The sequence below is a fragment of the Delftia sp. WSY_12 genome (assembly GCF_043104645.1).
Taxonomy (GTDB): Bacteria; Pseudomonadota; Gammaproteobacteria; order Burkholderiales; family Burkholderiaceae_C; genus Comamonas; species Comamonas tsuruhatensis.
Window position 1 is genome coordinate 307,848 of sequence record NZ_JBICKW010000003.1, and the last position, 17,851, is coordinate 325,698.

At 69.9% G+C, this 17,851-nt stretch carries 14 protein-coding genes; 8 read left to right on the plus strand and 6 right to left on the minus strand.

Annotated elements, in window-relative coordinates:
- The first annotated feature begins 17 nt into the window (after positions 1–17).
- The 3 genes from ACF8LI_RS01670 (at position 18) to ACF8LI_RS01680 (ending at position 2,506) form a co-directional block, all read left to right on the plus strand.
- Positions 18–797 carry an IclR family transcriptional regulator gene (locus tag ACF8LI_RS01670; RefSeq protein ID WP_012203056.1) on the plus strand — a complete coding sequence of 260 codons (780 nt, stop codon included), beginning with the start codon at positions 18–20 and terminating at the stop codon, positions 795–797.
- Positions 790–1,977 carry a DUF3108 domain-containing protein gene (locus ACF8LI_RS01675; protein ID WP_392411831.1) on the plus strand — a complete coding sequence of 396 codons (1,188 nt, stop codon included), beginning with the start codon at positions 790–792 and terminating at the stop codon, positions 1,975–1,977. Before ACF8LI_RS01670 ends, ACF8LI_RS01675 begins: the two co-directional genes overlap by 8 nt.
- A gap of 235 nt (positions 1,978–2,212) precedes the next feature.
- The gene (locus ACF8LI_RS01680) at positions 2,213–2,506 is read left to right on the plus strand and encodes a DUF3567 domain-containing protein (RefSeq protein ID WP_034363542.1); all 294 of its coding nucleotides are present in this window, start codon (positions 2,213–2,215) and stop codon (positions 2,504–2,506) included.
- 109 nt (positions 2,507–2,615) lie between these two features.
- Here the strand turns inward: ACF8LI_RS01680 and ACF8LI_RS01685 are convergent, their stop codons facing one another.
- A complete protein-coding gene (locus tag ACF8LI_RS01685; protein WP_162233975.1) occupies positions 2,616–4,841 on the minus strand; it encodes an IPTL-CTERM sorting domain-containing protein in 2,226 nt (741 codons plus the stop codon).
- Between the two features lie 410 nt (positions 4,842–5,251).
- Here ACF8LI_RS01685 and ACF8LI_RS01690 point away from each other — a divergent pair, with 410 nt between their 5' ends.
- Genes ACF8LI_RS01690 through ACF8LI_RS01710 form a run of 5 tightly spaced genes read left to right on the plus strand, consistent with a single transcriptional unit; the run spans position 5,252 to position 12,052 of the window.
- Entirely contained in the window at positions 5,252–6,709 is a 1,458-nt protein-coding gene (locus ACF8LI_RS01690) for a nitrate/nitrite transporter (RefSeq protein ID WP_392411833.1), read from the plus strand.
- 13 nt (positions 6,710–6,722) lie between these two features.
- Positions 6,723–8,264 (plus strand): FGGY family carbohydrate kinase, encoded by a 1,542-nt coding sequence (locus ACF8LI_RS01695; RefSeq protein ID WP_392411835.1) that lies wholly within the window; start codon positions 6,723–6,725, stop codon positions 8,262–8,264.
- Positions 8,261–9,943: an FAD-dependent oxidoreductase gene (locus tag ACF8LI_RS01700; RefSeq protein ID WP_392411837.1), complete on the plus strand. Its 1,683-nt coding sequence runs from the start codon at positions 8,261–8,263 to the stop codon at positions 9,941–9,943. The genes ACF8LI_RS01695 and ACF8LI_RS01700 overlap by 4 nt, the downstream gene beginning before the upstream one ends.
- Positions 9,937–11,484 (plus strand): FAD-binding oxidoreductase, encoded by a 1,548-nt coding sequence (locus ACF8LI_RS01705; protein ID WP_392411839.1) that lies wholly within the window; start codon positions 9,937–9,939, stop codon positions 11,482–11,484. Before ACF8LI_RS01700 ends, ACF8LI_RS01705 begins: the two co-directional genes overlap by 7 nt.
- Before the next feature lies 1 nt (position 11,485).
- Positions 11,486–12,052, plus strand: a complete 567-nt coding sequence (locus ACF8LI_RS01710; RefSeq protein WP_012203049.1) for a glycerol-3-phosphate responsive antiterminator — start codon at positions 11,486–11,488, stop codon at positions 12,050–12,052.
- An 8-nt stretch (positions 12,053–12,060) separates the two neighbouring features.
- On the opposite strand, the gene ACF8LI_RS01715 is transcribed toward ACF8LI_RS01710, so the two are convergent.
- The 5 genes from ACF8LI_RS01715 to ACF8LI_RS01735 form a co-directional block, all read right to left on the minus strand.
- On the minus strand, positions 12,061–13,155 hold the full coding sequence (locus tag ACF8LI_RS01715; RefSeq protein ID WP_392411841.1) for an AbrB family transcriptional regulator: 1,095 nt from the start codon (positions 13,153–13,155) through the stop codon (positions 12,061–12,063).
- A 72-nt stretch (positions 13,156–13,227) separates the two neighbouring features.
- Positions 13,228–13,806, minus strand: a complete 579-nt coding sequence (locus ACF8LI_RS01720; RefSeq protein WP_199137739.1) for a hemerythrin domain-containing protein — start codon at positions 13,804–13,806, stop codon at positions 13,228–13,230.
- Positions 13,803–16,247, minus strand: a complete 2,445-nt coding sequence (locus ACF8LI_RS01725; protein WP_392411844.1) for an adenosylcobalamin-dependent ribonucleoside-diphosphate reductase — start codon at positions 16,245–16,247, stop codon at positions 13,803–13,805. Before ACF8LI_RS01725 ends, ACF8LI_RS01720 begins: the two co-directional genes overlap by 4 nt.
- A 55-nt stretch (positions 16,248–16,302) precedes the next feature.
- Positions 16,303–16,980: a carbonic anhydrase gene (locus ACF8LI_RS01730; protein WP_392411846.1), complete on the minus strand. Its 678-nt coding sequence runs from the start codon at positions 16,978–16,980 to the stop codon at positions 16,303–16,305.
- 14 nt (positions 16,981–16,994) lie between these two features.
- Positions 16,995–17,816 carry a peptidylprolyl isomerase gene (locus ACF8LI_RS01735; protein WP_043780720.1) on the minus strand — a complete coding sequence of 274 codons (822 nt, stop codon included), beginning with the start codon at positions 17,814–17,816 and terminating at the stop codon, positions 16,995–16,997.
- Positions 17,817–17,851 lie beyond the last annotated feature (35 nt).

Consider the following 17,851-nt stretch of genomic DNA (forward strand, 5'->3'; position numbering starts at 1 on the left):
AACCAAATTCTATTGCAATGGACAAGGAACGCGCAGGGATTCAATCGGTCGAGGTCGGTTTTACATTGCTGGAGGCGCTGACGCGCGCCCGGGGCCCGCAGATGCTCAAGGACCTGGCGTCCGACGCCGGCATGAGCGCCGCCAAGGCGCACCGCTACCTCGTGAGCTTCCAGCGCATCGGACTGGTCACCCAGGACGCGCGCACCTCCCGCTACGACCTGGGCCCGGCCTCGCTCAAGCTGGGCCTGGCCTCGCTGGCCCGGCTGGACCCCGTGCGGCTGGCGCGCGAACGCATGCCCGCACTCATGGAGCGCATCCACCACACGGCGGCCATCGCCGTCTGGGGCAACCACGGGCCGACCATCGTGCACTGGGAGGAAAGCGCGCAGTCGGTCACCGCCAACCTGCGCCTGGGCGACGTCATGCCCATGCTGGCCTCGGCCACCGGGCGCTGCTTCGCGGCCTGGCTGCCGCGCGAGGTCACGGCCCCGCTGCTGGAGCCCGAAGTGGACAAGGCCCGCCGCATCCAGCGCAAGGACCTGCCGCTCACCCCCGAGGCCATAGACGCCATGCTGGCCGAGGTGCGCGAGCGCGGCACCGCCCGCGTGGTCGATACCGTGCTGCCCGGCATCGTGGCCTTTTGCACGCCGGTCTTCGACTCCTCGGGCCATATCGTGCTGGGCCTGACCACGCTGGGCTCGATTGCCACCTTCGACCCCGAATACGGCGGCGCCATCGACGCGCCCCTGCGCGAGGCCTGCGTCCAGCTGTCCCAGGACCTGGGCTGGAATGCCTGAAATGCACCTGCGCCAGCGCGCCCTGCCCGCCCTCACCGCCGTGGTGCTGGGCGTGCACGCCCTGGCCCTGCTGGGCCTGCCGCTGTGGAGCCAGGTGTCAGCGCCGCACACCGAGGTGGCGGCCATGCAGACACGGGCGCTGTCCCTGCCCGAGCCACCCGCTCCCCCGCCTGCCGCCGCGCCCGAGACACCTGCGCCCGTACCCAAGCCGCAACCCCGCCCTCGCCCCAAGGTCCAGCGCCCGACACCCGCCGCGCCCACCGCACCCGTGGCCGAGCCGCTGGACACGCCCATCCGCGAAACCGTGGAGCCCTTGCCGATGGCCGCAGCGCAGGAGCCTGCTGCATCGGACGCCTCGGAAACCGCCCGTGCTGCTGCCGATACGGGTGCCGGCAGCGAGCCAACTCCGGCCACACCGCCAGCGCCGCCCGCTCCCAAGCCCGAACCCGAAACACCGCCCACGCCCTCGGCCGGACCGGCCCAGGGCATGGCCATCACCTCGCCCGATGGCACGCCGCTGGCCTCCGACGCCCCCGTTCCCGTGCAACTGCCCGATCCCGCGCGGCTGTCGTTCGCCGTCACCGGCCAGGCCAAGCGCTTCAACTATTCGGCCAATGCCGAGCTGGTCTGGCGCCATGCCAACGGCCAGTACCAGGCCAGCCAGGAAGTCAGCCTGTTCCTGCTGGGCTCGCGCTCGCAGACCAGCGAGGGCCGCATCACCGACAGGGGCCTGGAGCCCAGCCGCTTCAATGACAAGGCGCGCAAGGAGCAATCGGCGCAGCTGGCGTTCGACCAGAACCTGGCGCGCTTCAGCACGGGCGCGCCCGACGCGCCCATCGCGCCCGGCGCGCAGGACCGGCTCAGCGTGTTCCTGCAGCTGTCCGCCCTGCTGGCGGCGGCGCCGCAGCGCTACCCGGCGGGCACGCAGATCAGCTTCATCACCGTCAGCGCGCGGCGCGCCGACCGCTGGACCTTCCGCGTGGGCGAGACCGAGACGCTGGACCTGCCCTCGGGCAGCACGCAGGCGCTGCGGCTGGACAAGATCGCGGCGGCCGGCGATGACCAGCAGGCCTCGCTGTGGCTGGCGCCGTCCGTGCAATACCTGCCCGTGCGCATCCGGCTGGCGCAGGACAACGGCGACTTCGCCGATCTGCAGCTCAAGGGCCGCCAGGCGCCATGACACACGGGCCACCGGTGGGACACCGGTGATTTCCCGGTAGTCCTGCACTTGCAGCCAACGCCACCGCCCGCCTACCACAGCGCGGCCTGCGGCACACGCCGCAGCGCATGCCAATCCGTGGAATACTGCATGCAAGTGCCTGCGATAGATCGGGACCCCCACGGTCCTTGAAATCCGGCGCTTCGCAGCCATGTAGGCTGTGCGACGCCCGGCAACGGGCCAGAAAGGGAACACCATGCAAATGCTTTACGACTCCGAATCTTTTGTGGTGCTCCATCTGCGTCCCGACATGGATCCGGATGCAGCGGCCGGCGAAGCTGCGGTCGATGCCGCCCGCCAGCTGCCACGCCACGGCTTCGAAATCGTGGACAAGCGCTCGGGCAAGGAGGTCTATCTGGATGGATCCTGGGCCGAGATGTTCCAGAAGCAGATCATCGCCTGGCAGCAGGACGCCCCCACCGAGGAAGAGGTCGAGGACGCCCTGGAGCGCTACGCCGGCCTGGCCCAGCAGCCTGTCGTGGTCCACTGACGCCGCGCTTTTCACCTCCCTCCAACCCATAAGAAAGCCGGGAATGCGATGAGCATTTCCGGCTTTTTCATTGGGCTTTGGGCTGGGCGGACCCAGCCCCATTCCACCGTCAATCCCTGGACGCAGCCCTGATCGAAAGTGCCGCCATCCCGGCCAGCATCAGGGCCAGCATCATCAGCGCCCACTGGCTCAACGTGGGGATGGCTGCCACATTGCCAGCCGCCGCCGTCAGCTCGTTGGTGAAAGCCGCTGCGTTGCCCGTGGCCGCCACCGTCAGCGTGACGGCCGCCGGCATCCTGCCCCACGCCAGGCCTGCGGGTGCCGAGGGTAGCGTGGTGCTTTCGCTGACCGAGCAACTCACGCCTTGGGGCACGTTGGTGATGGTGCCTGTGCCCGTGGTCGCATTGGCCAGCACCACGGTCCCCGTGAAACTGCCACTCGCGCCACAGCTGGCCGTGAAGGCAAAGCTGCCGCTCACGCCGCCTGCAGGCGCGCCCGTGACGTTCTTGGTCAGGCTGATGGCAGCGGTGCTGCGCACCAGGGTATTGGTGAAAGCGGCCGCATTGCCGGAAGCCACCACCGTCACCGGCACGGCAGCGGGCATGACGCCCCAGCTGTAGTTGACCGGCGCGGTAGGCAAAGGCGTGTTCTCGGTGACCACGCAGCTCGCGCCTTGCGGAACACCGGCGATGCCGCCCGTTCCCGACGAGGCATTGCTCAGCGCCACGGCGCCGGTGTAGTTGCCGTCCACGCCGCAGCTCGCAGTGAAGTCGAAGTTGCCGGTTACGCCCGCTGCAGGGCCGCCCGCCACGGTCTTGGTGAGCGCAATCGATGCGGCGCTGCGCGCCAGCGTGTTGGTCAAGGCCACGGCAGGACTGCCAGGTGGCGCCAGCAAGGCCACGGTGCCGCTGGGCGGGCTGACCTCCACCCACTGGTGATTGGCCGGTGCCGCTGGGCGGGAGGTTTCGGTCACCGTGCAGCTGCCGCTGGAGATGACGGGCGTGACAGAGACGGCGCCCGCCGTGGGCGTGCTCAGCGTCACGCTGGTGGCAATGCTCGGCACCACAACGCCGTCCGTTCCCGTGCAGGAAACGCTGACGGGGAAGCTGCTGCCCGTCAGATCCGTGGCCTGACTGCCTGCGGCCCAGGCCACCGTCTTGCCCACGGCCAGCGTGCCGGGCTGGCAGGTCAGCGTGGCCGTGGCGTTGTTGCCCGAACTTGCGGGTGTGAAGTCCACGCCGGGCCGGATGATGTTGGTCACGGTGCGTGCCACAGGGTCCGCGCAGGCTGAGCGGCCTGCCGCGTCATTGGGCCAGACCACGGGCACGGTGATGGAGCAGCCCGTGGTGTGGGGAATACCGAAGTCATCCAGATTGACCGTGCTGGAGCCCTCAGTCGCGGTCAGCGTGCCGCCCGTGCAGGTATGGGTGACGGGACCGCTGCCGATCAGCAGGGGGCTGGGCAGGGCATCGGTGACCTTGGCATGGGCCACGTCCTGCAGCGTGTCATTCTGAAATTCGATGGTCAGCTGCGCCGTGTTGCCGGCGCCGCCCAGCAGCACATCGGTCTTGTCAAAGCGCTTGGTCACCGTGGGCAGGCCGCAGGCACCACCCGGATCAGTCACGGCGCGCACAAAGGCCTGCGCGATCTTGCCGCCGTTGCGGGTGGGGGTCATGTCCGTATCTCGGAAGCTGGACACATCCACGGTGGCAAAGACGCAGGCGCCCTGGCCATTGTTGGACTGGGCGACGGGCACCAGCAAGGCGTAGACGCCATTGACCAGGGCGGTGGAGCCCGCAGGCGGGAAGCCGGCAACGGGTGTGCCGTTCGCCAGGTACAGCACGTTTTCTCCGGGGACGTTGTTGATGTAGTCGAAAAATCCACCGTAGACCGGGTCGAGACTGGTGAACGAGCCCGAATAGGCAGAGTTGGCATTCAGCGGATAGCTCTGAAAGACTCCCACCTTCGTGCCCAATGTGAAATTCCGCCCGGTATTGGCATTGAGCAGCTCCAGCATCTGCACGTCGTTGGTCAGCGTGTCGTCATAGCCATCGACGAAGAGCAGCACGCTGTTGGCCCAGCGATTGGCCACGGCCTGTGACAGGACTGCCCAGTTCGTGGGATGGATGGCCCGATAGTGGCTGGCGACCACCACCATGTCGTAGGGCCCGCCGGGCGGGTTGAAGGTGGCTGCGCTGATGCCATTGGCTGTGAACAGAGTGGACACCCGTGTCACGTTGGCTGCGCCCACCACGTTGGAGAATTCCGTTCTCATATTGGTGAACTCGGACTCCTCGACGGAAGAGTTCACCCCGCCCGCGTCCGTGGTCAGCATCAACATCTTCTGCGCCATTGCCTGACTGCCCAGCAAAAGCATGCTGGCACACAGCAACAGCCTTGCCCATCGTCTGATTGACATCATGGGTTCCCTCCCTCTATTTCATCTGTTTAGACAATTAATCGAAAAATCCTATTGTCTTTTTCTATCGCTCGAGAAACAGAGTGAAACACGCGCAGCGTTCGCGCCACAGGAAAAACCAATGCTTGCCGGCCCTGCCTGCCGCCTGCTATTAGCGCGCCTGATAGCCCGGCGCCTTCGCCCTGGTGCTTCTACCGATACTGCGCAACCCCTGCTCTTTCCTAGAATCCCGGGCACAGGTTCAAGATTTGAAGACCATCTGTGAGATGGTCTTGTCGCGCCTGTGTGGTGTGCGCCGGCCTCTTGCAGACAACCAGGAGGCAGCGATGCAAACCACAGGCCACAGCATTCGTGGCGTTCAGGATGTCATCTCGTACATCGACGCACGCCAGGGCATTTCAGGCCGCGCCGGCACCATCTGGTGGCTGGCACTCGGCGGCCTTTTCCTCGACGCCTTTTCCAACTCCGCGCTCAGCGTGGGCCTGGGGCCCATGACGCGCGACCAGCAGCTCACGCCGGCCGAGGTGGCCTGGATGACGTCGCTGGCCTCCTGGGTGTCCATCGCCTTCAACCCCATCGGCGGCTGGATGGCCGACCGCTGGGGCCGCATGCGCCCGCTGGTCATTGCCAAGGTGCTGGCCGTGGCCGGTGCGCTGCTGGTCAGCATGGCGCCCGACTACGCCACCATCCTCTTCGGACGCTTCTTCGTGGGCGCGGCCTATGGCATCGACTTCGCCATCGCCATGGCGGTGCTGGCCGAATTCACGCCCGCCCGCCTCAAGAGCCGGCTCAATGTCTGGCAGGGCATGTGGTACATGGCCGTGTGCAGCAACCTGGTGCTGGCGCTGTGGTTCCATTCATGGGATGTGGGCGATTCGCTGTGGCGCTATTCGGTGGCCGCCACGGCGGTGTTCGGCCTGTTCATCCTGGGCATGCAGGCCGCGCTGCTGGTGGAAAGCCCGACCTGGCTGGCACGCAAGGAGCGGCTGGATGACGCCGCCCGCGCCATGACGCGCATCTACGGCGCACACGGCCAGCGCTTCGAGGCCGCGCCGCCCGCCGAACGCCTTCCCGTGCTCAACCCGGCGCGGCGCGGGCTGGCCAATGTGCTGCTGATCTTTCGCGGCATCTACCTGCCGCGCACGCTGCTGGCGGCCACGGTGCAGATAGGCCAGTCCATCCAGTACTTCGCCGTGGGCTGGTACCTGCCGCTGATCAGCGCCTCGCTGTTCGGCAAGGACTTCCGCGAGGCCACGCTGGGAGCGCTGGTGTTCAACGTGTTCGGCATTGTCGGCGGCTTCCTGTCGCCCGTCATCGGGCGCCGGCTGGGCCTGCGGCGGGCCTCGGCCTTCGGCTTTGCGCTGGTGTTCCTGATGCTGCTGGTGCTGGGCCTGTTCAACGGCCGCATGCCGATCTGGCTGGCCGTGGCCGTGCCCTCGCTGTTCATCCTCTTTCATTCGGGCGGGCCCGGCGCCAACGGCAAGAGCCTGTCCACGCTGTCGTTCCGCAGCGAGCTGCGCGCGGGCGCCAACGGCGTGATCGGCGCGCTGGGCGCCATGGGCGCGGCGCTGGGGCTGCTGGTGTTCCCGCTGTTCCGCCAGCAGTACGGGCTGGAGAACACCTTCCTCATCCTGTCCGTGGTGCCGCTGCTGGCCAGCATCGTCTGCTTTTCCATCCGCTGGGACCCCACGCGCACCACGGTGAACCCCGACGACGAGCCCGGCGCGCCCCAGTTCGCGGACGACGCCGCCCCGCCCGCCAAGATCGCTCAAACCACCGCCTGAAAGAGACCACCCCATGCACCATGAAGCCGTGATCCTTTGCATCGACGAAGGCACCTCGGGCACGCGCGCCGCCGTCGTGGGGCGCGACGGGCAGGTGTCCGCCCAGGACTATCTGCCGCTGGAAATCCACTGCCCGCGCCCCGGCGTGGTCGAGCAGGACGCCGACCTGCTGCTGGAGCGCACGCTGGACGTGTGCCGCCGCGCCATCGCCCGCGCCCAGAGCAGCGGCCAGCAGATCGTGGCCCTGGCCATTGCCAACCAGCGCTGCTCGGCCGTGCTCTGGGACACGGCCACGGGCCGTTCGCTGGCGCCCATCATGGTCTGGCAGGACTCGCGCCACCGCGACGAACTGGCCCTGCTGGCCAGCGACTGGGATGCCCGGCTGATCCGTCACGCGGGCCGGCCCGTGGGCGTGCGTTCGCCCTACCTGTGGGCCGCGCGCAAGCTGCGCGAATGCCCGGCCGTGGCCCAGGCCTGGCAGCAGCGCCGCCTGGCCTTCGGCACCATCGACTCCTGGCTGCTGTGGCATCTGTCGGATGCGCGCGCCGTGGTCACCACGCCCACCAATGTGACCTCGGGCAACTCCTATGCGCTGGGCGATCACCGCTACCTGCAGGACTGGCTGGACGCGCTGGAGTTTCCCGCCGAGTTGCTGCCCCGCCTGTGCGAGGACGTGCAGGACTTCGGCCGCACGCGCACCGAGCTGCTGGGCCTGGCCGTGCCCATCCTGGCCTGCGCGGGCGACCAGCATGCGGCCGCCGTGGGCCTGGGCTGCCTGGAGCGGGGCCAGGCGCTGTGCGTGCATGGCACGGGCAGCTTCGTCGATGTGCTCACGGGAACAAAGCTGCCCGCGCATGACGCGGCCCATGAAAGCTCGCTGACCATGACGGCGCGGCGCATGGACGGTGTCTCGCGCTATGCCATCGAGACCTATGTGCCCACCACGGGATCGGCGCTCAACTGGATCTGCGAGAAGCTGCAGTGGTTCGACAACCCGCAGCAGATCAGCACCCTGGCCCGCGAGGCCGAGACGCCGACCGACCTGGTCTTCATCCCCGCGCTCACCGGCCTGCGCCTGCCGGCCATGGAGCCGGGCGCGCGGGCCTCGATCTCGGGCGTGTCCATGGCCACCTCGCGGCCGCAGCTGGCGCGCTCCATCCTCGAAGGCATTGCGCATTCCGTGGCCTCCTGCGTGCAGGCCGACGAGGCGGCCGCAGGCACCGAGGTGGGCGAGCTGCTGGTGGGCGGCGGCCTGTCGGGCAGCGATGCGCTGCTGCAGATCCAGGCCGACCTGGGCGGCCTGCCCGTGCGACGCCTGGCCGATACCGACAAGGCCAGCCTGCGCGGCATCGCCTTCATGGCCGGCAGCGCAGGCCTGCTGTGGGACGGGCTGGAGCAGGCCTGCGCCACGCTGCGCACCGAAGCGGTCTTCACCCCGCGCATGGCCGCCGACGAGCGCGGCGAGCGCCGCCGCATCTGGCGCGCCCGCGTGGGCGACGAACTGGCCCGCGCCCGGGCCCCCGGCCGCAGCGCCGCCCTGGAGGGCTGCGCATGATGCAATGGCCCTTTGGCAAGGAGCGCAGGGACAGCGCCGCACTGACCCAGACCGCGCCGCTGCAGCTGCAGCGCGCGGACCAGCTCGCGCGGCTGGGCGACGAGGCATTCGACCTGCTGGTCATCGGCGGCGGCATCACCGGCGCCTATGCGGCGCTGGACGCCAGCCTGCGCGGCCTGCGCGTGGCGCTGGTGGAGAAGGACGACTTCGCCTCGGGCACCTCGTCCAAGTCCTCCAAGATGGTGCACGGCGGCCTGCGCTACATCGAGCAGGGCAACCTGGGACTGGTGCGGCACTCGCTGCTGGAGCGCCAGCGCCTGCGCCGCAATGCGCGGCACCTGGTGCAGCGCCTGCCCTTCCTGTTTCCCGTGATGGAGCGCGACGGCGTCTTCGACGCCCGCCTGGCCAAGGCCTTCGGCAGCCTGCTGTGGACCTACGACCTGGCCGGCGGCTGGCGCGAAGGCATCCTGCACCGCAAGCTCGGCAAGGCCGAGGTGCTGTCGCACTGCCCGACCTTTCGCGAAGAGCAGCTCCTGGGCGGCTACATGTACTTCGACGCGCGCGTGGACGATGCGCGGCTCACGCTGGCCGTGGCGCGCACGGCGGCCTTCCATGGCGCGGCCGTGCTCAACCATGCCCGGGCCACCGCCATCACGCGCAACGCCCACGGCGGCGTGGACGGCGCCATCGTCCACGCCGATGGCCGCGAGATCACGGTGCGCGCGCGCAGCGTGGTCATGGCCACGGGCGTCTGGCTGCGCGACTGGGATGGCCGCAGGTCCGACCAGCAGGCGCAGCTGCACGTGCGCCCCGCCAAGGGCGTGCACGTGGCCATTCCCTGGCTGCGCATACGCAACGACTGCACCGTCACCATCCCCGTGCCGGGCCGCAGCCGGCGCGCCACCATCACGCGCTGGGGCGATGTCTCCTACCTGGGCACCACCGACGAGGACTATGCGGGCAGCCTGGACGATGTGCACTGCACGCGCGCCGAGCTGGACTTCCTGCTCGAAGGCGCGCGATCGGCGCTCAAGGTGGACCTGTCGCCCGAGGACGTGGTCGGCTCCATCGCCGGCTGCCGCCCCCTGGTCGGCCCGCCCGGCGGCAAGACCGTGGAGATGAAGCGCAACCACGAGATCCATGTGGCCGGCGACGGCCTGGTCACCATCGTCGGCGGCAAGCTCACCACCTCGCGCCACATGGCCGAGCAGACCGTGGACGCCGTGGAAAAGCTGCTGGGCCGGCGCACGCGCTGCACCACCGCCTCGGCCTTCCTGCTGGGCGCGGCCGGCTACGACGCCCAGGCCATCACGGCCACGGGCGGACTGTCGGCCCACCTGGGCGAGCGCTACGGCACGGAGGCACGCTTCGTCAGCGACATCCTCGACGCGCATCCCGCGCTGGCCCGGCCCATCGTCGAGGGACTGCCCCACACCGAGGCCGAAGTCGTCTACGCCGCGCGCCACGAAATGGCGCGCACGGTGGAAGACGTGCTCTCTCGCCGCATGCGCGCCCGGCTCATGGCGCGCGATGCATCGGCCCGCGCCGCAGCGCGCGTGGGCGACATCCTGGCCCAGGAACTGGGGCTGGCGCCTGCGCAGATAGCGCAGCAGATCCACGACTACCGCCGCGCCATGGAGCGCGAGAAACAGATTTTGATGGGAGACATCCAATGCTGAGCAAAGACGCAATCGCCCGCGGCTACAACCGCCGCAACTACGTGGTGGGCGCCCCCACGACCCCGGGCTGGGCGGCGCAGGCCGCACCCGCATCCGATGGTGCGGCCACTGGCAGCCCCTACGGCCTGCAGCACGAGCCCGTGGCCGTGCCCGAGGCCGCGCTCGCCGCGCTGCGCGCCGCCTGCGACCGCGTGCAGACCGAGCGCGCCGACATCGTTGCCGGCACGCGCGACTGGTGGGCCCGCACCATGGTGGCCGAGACCTCGGGCAACCCGGCCACGCCGCAGGCCGTCATCGCCCATGCATCCACCGTGGAGCAGGTGCAGGCCGTGATGCGCATTGCCGACGCGCACGCCATTCCCGTCACCGTCTCGGCCGGGCGCAGCAACGTCACGGGCGCGGCCCTGCCCCTGCGCGGCGGCATCGTGCTGGACCTGTGCGAACTCAATCGCTTCATCGCCATGGACGAGCAAAGCCAGATCGTCGAGGTCGAGGCCGGCATGTTCGGCGACGTGTTCGAGGAAACCATCCAGCGCCGCCACGGCATGACCATGGGCCACTGGCCCTCGTCCTTCGGCATCAGCACCGTGGGCGGCTGGGTGGCCTGCCGGGGCGCGGGCCAGCTGTCCACGCGCTACGGAAAGATCGAGGACATGGTCCACGGCATGGACGTGGTGCTGGCCGATGGCCGCCTCGTCACCGTGGGCGGCTACGCGCGCGCGGCCATCGGGCCGGACCTGCAGCAGCTGTTCATCGGCTCGGAAGGCACGCTGGGCGTGATCGTGCGCATCCGCTTCAAGCTGCACCGCCTGCCCGACCACGGCCGCGCCATCGCCTATGGCTTTGCCAGCTTTGCCCAGGGCCTGGAGGCCTGCCGCCAGATCCTGCAGCAAGGCGCCAACCCCGCCGCGCTGCGGCTGTACGACGCGCTGGAAAGCGGCGTGCAATTCGGCCGCAGCGACCTCAACGTGCTGCTGATCGCCGACGAAGGCGCGCCCGAGATCGTCGATGCCGTCATGGCCATCTGCGAGCGTGTATGTGCACCTTTGGGTGAACGGCTGGACGGCGCCGCCACCCTGGAGCGCTGGCTGGACACGCGCTACCTGACCGGCAAGAGCGCCGAGGGCTTCAAGAAAGGCCCGGGCTTCGTCGCCGACACGCTGGAGATGTGCGGCCCCTGGAAAGACCTGCCGGCCATCTACGAGGAAGTGGTCTCCGCCCTGCAGGCCATCCCCGGCACCCTGGCCGGCTCGGCCCACCAGTCGCATGCCTATGTGGATGGCGCCTGCCTGTACTTTTCGCTGCGCGGCGAGGTGGCCGTGGACCAGCGCGCCCAGTGGTACCGCGCGGCCTGGGACGCGGCCAACGCCGTGCTGCTGCGCCACGGCGCCACGCTCAGCCACCACCACGGCGTGGGCCTGCTGCGCGCGCCCTACATGCGGCAGTCGCTGGGCCCGGCCTTTGCCCTGCTGGAGGCCACCAAGCGCATGCTGGACCCCAAGAACCTGCTCAACCCCGGCAAGCTGGGGCTGGACCTCTGACATGGGCCGCCCGGACAACTCCCTGGGCGCGCGGCTGGCGCGCCGCCCCGTCATCGCCACCCTGTACGGGGCCGAGCAGATGGACGCGCTGCTGGCCAGCCAGGCCGAGGTCGCCATCGTCGCCAACATCGAACTGCGCCGCCTGCGCTCGGTGATCTCCACCATCACCGGGGCGGGCAAGATCGCCATCGTCAATATCGACAGCTGCGACGGCATCTCGCCCGACAAGGGCGGCGTGGACTACCTTGTGGACCTGGGCGCCAGCAGCCTGCTGTCCACGCGCGTGGCCACCATCCAGCGCGCCAACAAGGCCGGGCTGCTGACCATGCAAAAGGTCTTCGTCACCGACCGCTCCACCTGGCCGCGCAGCATCAAGGCCGTGGAGCAGAGCGACCCCAACCTCGTGCAGATCATGCCCGCCCCCATGCTGGCCCACATCACCGAGGCCGAGCGCCGCATCCTGCCGCCCCTGGTGGCCTCGGGCTTCGTCTGCAGCCAGGAGCAGGTCCAGCAGGCGCTGGCCGGTGGTGCGATTGCGGTGTCTACCAGCGACAGTGGGCTGTGGTGAGGCGGGCCCTAGGCCGTGCGCGACGCGGCCGGCCCGCGCGCCTCCACCCAGCGGAACAGCGGCGCCACCAACAGCAGCACGGCGATCAGCCGGCAGACCTGGAAGGCCGTGACCACGGGCACGCCCAGCTGCAGCACCTTGGCGGTGATGGCCATTTCGGTGATGCCGCCCGGCGAGGTGCCCAGCAGCAGCGTGACCCAGGGCAGGTCCACGGCCAGGTGCAGCAGCCAGGCAAAGGCCGCGCAGATCGCCATGAGCCCCACGGTGCCCACGGCCACGGAGCCCAGCCAGCGCGGCGCGGTGTGCAGGAATTCGCGCTTGAAGCGCACGCCCAGGCTGATGCCGATCACCAGCTGCGCCGCATTGACCAGGGCCTGGGGCACGGCCGACAGTTCCTGGCCGCACATGGTCAGCAGCATGGACACCAGCAGCGCGCCCAGGAACCAGGGGTTGGCCCGCTTGAGCCGGTCCATGGCCCAGGCGCCCAGGCCCGTGAGCACGGCCAGCAGCGCCAGCCCCGGCCATTCGACGATGCGGATGCTGGGCGGCGTCAGCCCCTCCAGGCCGTGCAGGCCGCTCCACTGCAGCGCAAACGGAATGCTCACGGTGACGATGACCAGGCGCAGGCTGTGGCTGGCCGCCACCAGGTCGGTGCGCGCGTTCTCGCGCTCGGCCAGCAGCGTCATCTCCGACGCCGCGCCAATGGCGCCAGCGAAATAGGTGGTGGCGCGCATCTCGCCAGCCGGTATCTGCGGCATGCGCGGCGCATGCACGCGGTACAGCCAGGCGCCGAAGCCCCAGCCCAGCAGCAGCGCCCAGACGATGGCCACGGCAATCGCCCACCACAGCCCCGCGATCAACTGCACCACGGCCGGCGTGAAGTACAGGCCCAGCGAGGCGCCGATGATCCACTGCCCGCCGTTGCGCAGCCGGCCCGAACTGGCCGTGGGCGCGCCCAGGATGGAGGCCAGCGAGGTGGCGATCAGCGGCCCCAGCATCCAGGGCAGCGGCGTGCGCAGCCACAGGCACAGCTGGGCGGCGGCAAGGGCGCCCAGCAGGGTCAGTGCGATGCGAAGCAGGAAAATGGGGCGGCGCTCGGGCATGGCAGGCGAGGCGGGGGCAGGTCCAAAGCCTGCGAGTATCGCCGCGCCGGCTCCCGCGCGCTGCCGGCGGCGCTATCTCCGTGACAGGTCCGCGCCGCGCCGCACGGCCATCTCACGGCCCATGGCCGCCTGCGTTGCCTCTGGCAGCAGGCCGCGCGCCTGGGGGTAGGCCAGCCGCTCTTCATTCTCGACATGGCTGGCATAGCAGGCCGCGAAGCGTTCGAACACCGCCTCGTCAGCCGCGCCAAAGCCCTGGGACCGCCCCTCGGCCATGTCCAGCAGCGGCTGGCGCGCCAGCGCCCAGTCGGCGCTCATCAGGCCATGCTCGCGCTGCAGGCGCTGCACCAGGGCCACGGTCTGCGCATCGCCCTGCTCCAGCAGCGGCGGGAAGACATGCAGCTCTTCGTCCTCATGGTGCAGCGGCGCCGCCTGGTCGAAGTAGCGCAGGATGTCGCGCGCCGCCTGGCGTGCGCTGTCGTCGCAACCTTTGGTCCGGAGATGCACGCGCAGCCGGTCCAGCAGCGCCAGCATGCGCAGCACGCGCTCGTGGCAGGCTTCGAGCATCTCGAAGGGCTGGTCGAAGCCCGTGCCGGGCGCGCGCCAGCCGGGCACGGCATCGCCCTGCGGGCGTGGGGCCACGGCAACTTTCACCCACAGCTCCCCAGATGGCCGCAGGCCGTGCAGTACTCGCAGCCGTCCTTGCGGATCACGGCATGGGCGCCGCATTCCTCGCATTTGCGGCCGGCCATGACCATGGGGTCGGTGGCCAGGGCCTCGGGCTCGGGCAGCGGCGATGGGGCGGGCGGCGCGCCGCTGCCGCGCCGGGACAGGATGTTCTGCACCGCATAGGCGATGGCGGCCACCTCGGAGTCGTGCCACATGGGCACGCGCGTGCCGTCGTCGCGCTGGTGGGTGCCCAGGCGCACGGGGCCCCGGTCCCAGGCCACCTTGCGCATGTCGCTGAGGGCGCGCTCCAGGAAGCCGCCGCGCGCGGCCAGTGACAGCAGGCGCATGCTGGAGGTCACCCATTGCTGGGACTCGCCGCTCTGGCCCACGGGCATGAAGAATTCGATGGCGCGGTCCACCGTGCGGCCATCGGGCAGGACCACGGGCAGGAAGGAGACGACCAGGTACAGGCGCTTGGGGCCTTGCTGGGTCCAGTACTCGATCTTCTCGGCCACGGCGTCCAGCGCGCCCTGCGGGCGGCTTTCTATCACGGTGCGCAGCGGGTCGGGTGCCGAAGCCGCGGCCCCTGCCGGCGCGGGGGAGGCCGGCTTTTCAGCAGATTCGGGCGCATGGGTCTCGAGCACGGCGCCCAGGATGGTGTTGGGCCGGTAGGTGGCCAGGCCCTTGAGGCCGGCCTTCCAGGCCTGGCGGTACAGGTCCTTGAAGTCCTCGTAGGGATAGTCGGCCGCCACGTTGACGGTCTTGGAGATCGCCGTGTCCACGAAGGGCTGCACGGCCTGCATCATGGCGATGTGGCCGGCCGCAGGCATCTGCAGCGCGCTGACGAAGTACTCGGGCAGCTGCTGCACGTCGCCCCCCAGCGTGCGGTACAGGCGCCAGGCATGGTCCTCGACCGCGTACTCGGCGCTGCCGCCATCGGCCGTGCGTTTCTTGCGCTTGTAGGTCCAGGAGAACGGCGGCTCTATACCGTTGGAGGCGTTGTCGGCAAAGGCCAGGCTGACCGTGCCCGTAGGCGCGATGGACAGCAGGTGGCTGTTGCGTATGCCGTGCTGGCGTATGCGCTGGCGCAGCGCATCGGGCAGGCGGCTGGCGAAGGTGCCTTCGGCCAGGTAGCCATCGGCGTCGAACTTGGGGAAGGCCCCCTTCTCGCGCGCCAGCTCCACCGAGGCGCCGTAGGCCGCATCGCGCATGCGCTCGGCAATGCGCGCGGCCATGGCCCGGCCCTCGGGCGTGTCGTAGCGCAGGCGCAGCATGGCCAGCGCATTGCCCATGCCCGTGAAGCCCACGCCGATGCGCCGCTTGGCCTCGCTTTCCTCGCGCTGCTGCGGCAGCGGCCACCAGGTCAGCTCCAGCACGTTGTCCAGCGCACGCACCTGCACGGCCACGGCACGCTCGAAGGCCTCGAAGTCGAACGCAGGCTCGCCCGCGAAACCGAACGGATGGCGCACGAAGCGCGTGAGGATGACGGGGCCGAGGTCGCAGCAGCCGTAGGAGGGAAGCGGCTGTTCGCCGCAAGGATTCGTCGCCGCGATCTCCTCGCAGTAGCGCAGGTTGTTGTCGTCGTTGATGTGGTCCAGGAAGAGGATGCCGGGCTCGGCGAAGTCGTAGGCCGAGCGCATGATGGTGTCCCACAGCGTGCGGGCGGGCAGGGTCTGGTAGACCCACTGGCCGTCGGCGCGCTGGTGGGCACCCTGCTCCAGCAGGGCGGTGCCGGGGCGGGCGCGATGCACCAGGTGCCAGGGCTGGTCTTCGGCCACGGCTTGCATGAAGGCGTCGCTGACGCCGACCGAGACGTTGAAGTTGTTCCAGCGGCCCGGCGTGCGCTTGGCGGTGATGAATTCGAGCACGTCGGGGTGGTCGATGCGCAGCACGCCCATCTGGGCGCCGCGCCGCGCGCCCGCGCTTTCCACGGTGGCGCAGGACTGGTCGAAGACGTTGATGTAGCTGCACGGGCCCGAGGCCAGCGAGGCGGTGGCGCGCACCTCGGCGCCACGGGGGCGGATGCGCGAGAAGTCGTAGCCCACGCCGCCGCCACGGCGCATGGTTTCGGCGGCTTCGCGCAGGGCTTCGTAGATGCCGGGGTAGCCGCCGTCGTCCACGCCCTGGATGCAATCGCCCACGGGCTGCACGAAGCAGTTGATCAGCGTGGCCTGCAAGTCGGTGCCGGCCGCGCTCATGATGCGCCCCGCGCCTATGGCGCCGGCCTGCAGGTTGGCCAGGAACAGGGCCTCGCATTCGGCGCGGCGCGCCTCGGGCTCGACCGAGGCCAGGGCGCGGGCCACGCGGGCGTAGAGCTCGCCCACGCCGGTCTCGCCGTCCTTGAGGTATTTCTCGCGCAGCACATCGAGGCTGATGGGCTGCAGATCCGCCGCGTCCTGCGCGCGGCCCAGGTTTTCGCGATGCATTGGCATGGCTCCCGTGTTGACTTGCCTGCCGCCGTCCCTGGCACTTGCTCGGGCCTCAGTCGACAAGCACTTGTCCATCATGCTCCACGTAGGGCGGGTACGGCCCGGTGCCGCTGTGCGGAGCTTGAGATGCCGCAACAAAGCGGCCGGTCTGGACATCGAAGACATGGACTTCGCCGTCTTCGATGACATAGTGCCACCCGTGCAGGCTGAGCTGCCCGGCCTCTACCCGCGATCGCACCATGGGATAGTCCATCAACCGTTCGAGCTGCAGCACGACGGCGCGCTGCTCGGTGCGGCGCAGCGCCTCGGGGCCGGCCTGCACGGGCAGCACGGCCTCGCGGCCCAGGTCCAGCCAGCGCTGCAGGTTGCGCGCCTCGGGCGAGACTTCTCCATACAGGGCCTTGATGGCCCCGCAGTGGCTGTGGCCGCAGACCACGATGCGGCTGACCTGCAGGTTGAGCACGGCGAATTCGATGGCCGCCGCCGTGCCGTGGTGGCCGTGCGATCTGTCGTACGGCGGCACGAAGGCGCCCACGTTGCGCACCAGGAACAGCTCGCCCGGCGGCGCCCCCGTGAGCAGGTAGGGCACGAGGCGCGAGTCCGAGCAGCCGATGAACAGCGTGGTCGGGTGCTGGCCCTCTTCGACCAGGGTGCGGAACTGCGCGCGGTACTGCGGGAAGGCGTGCTCGTGGAAGCGCCGCAGGCGCAGCAGCAGCTCGTCGTCGGGCATGGGCACTTCCCCGGCTATTGCACCAGCGGCGAGTCGGCCGCAGCGATGCGCACGCCCACCACTTCGGACTGGCCGGCCAGCAGTTGCAGGTACTGGTGGAGCGCGCTCACCCAGGTCTGCTGGTGCAGGGCCTGGGCGACGGCCGGGCGCGCCTGCTGCCAGTCGGGCAGAACGCCCGCCTCGCGCGCGCAGACCTCGACCACGTGCAGGCCGAAGCGGCTGTGCACCAGGCGCGGCAGCACGCCGATTTCCTGGGAGGCAAAGACATCGCGCGCGAATTCGGGTGCGCAGTCGCTGCGGCCCAGCCAGCCCAGTTCGCCGCCGTGCTGGCCGCTGGGGCAGTTGGACCATTGGCGCGCGGCCTCGGCAAAGCGCAGGCCGGCGTCGTCGGCGCAGCGCAGCTCGATCAGCAGGGCCTCGGCCCGCTGGGTGAGGGCGCGCACGTCCACGCCGGGCGTGACGGCAAACAGCACGTGGCGCAGGCGCACGCGCTCGCCCTGGGCGAAGCGCGCGGGGTTGGCATCGAAGTGGCGGCGGCAGGCGTCCTCGCCGGGCTCGGGCAGATGCAGCGATTGCTCCAGCAGCTGCTCTATGGCCTGGGAGGCGCGCTCGCTGATGACGCCGTCGTCGCCGGCCGCATCATCGGCGCCCAGCAGGCCTTCGCGCTGGGCCGCCTGGCGCAGCAGCTCGGTGCAGGCGCGCTGGCGCAGTTCGCGCTCGGGCGGGCGCTGTCCGGGTGCGTGCAGCGGCGTGTTGTTAATGCGGGCCACCTCGGCCCCGGCCTCGCCCACGGGCTGGAAGGCGGGCACTTCGGGAATCGCCGGGAGATCCCCCATCGGGGCAGAAGAAGTAGAAGAAGAAGGGGTTGAAG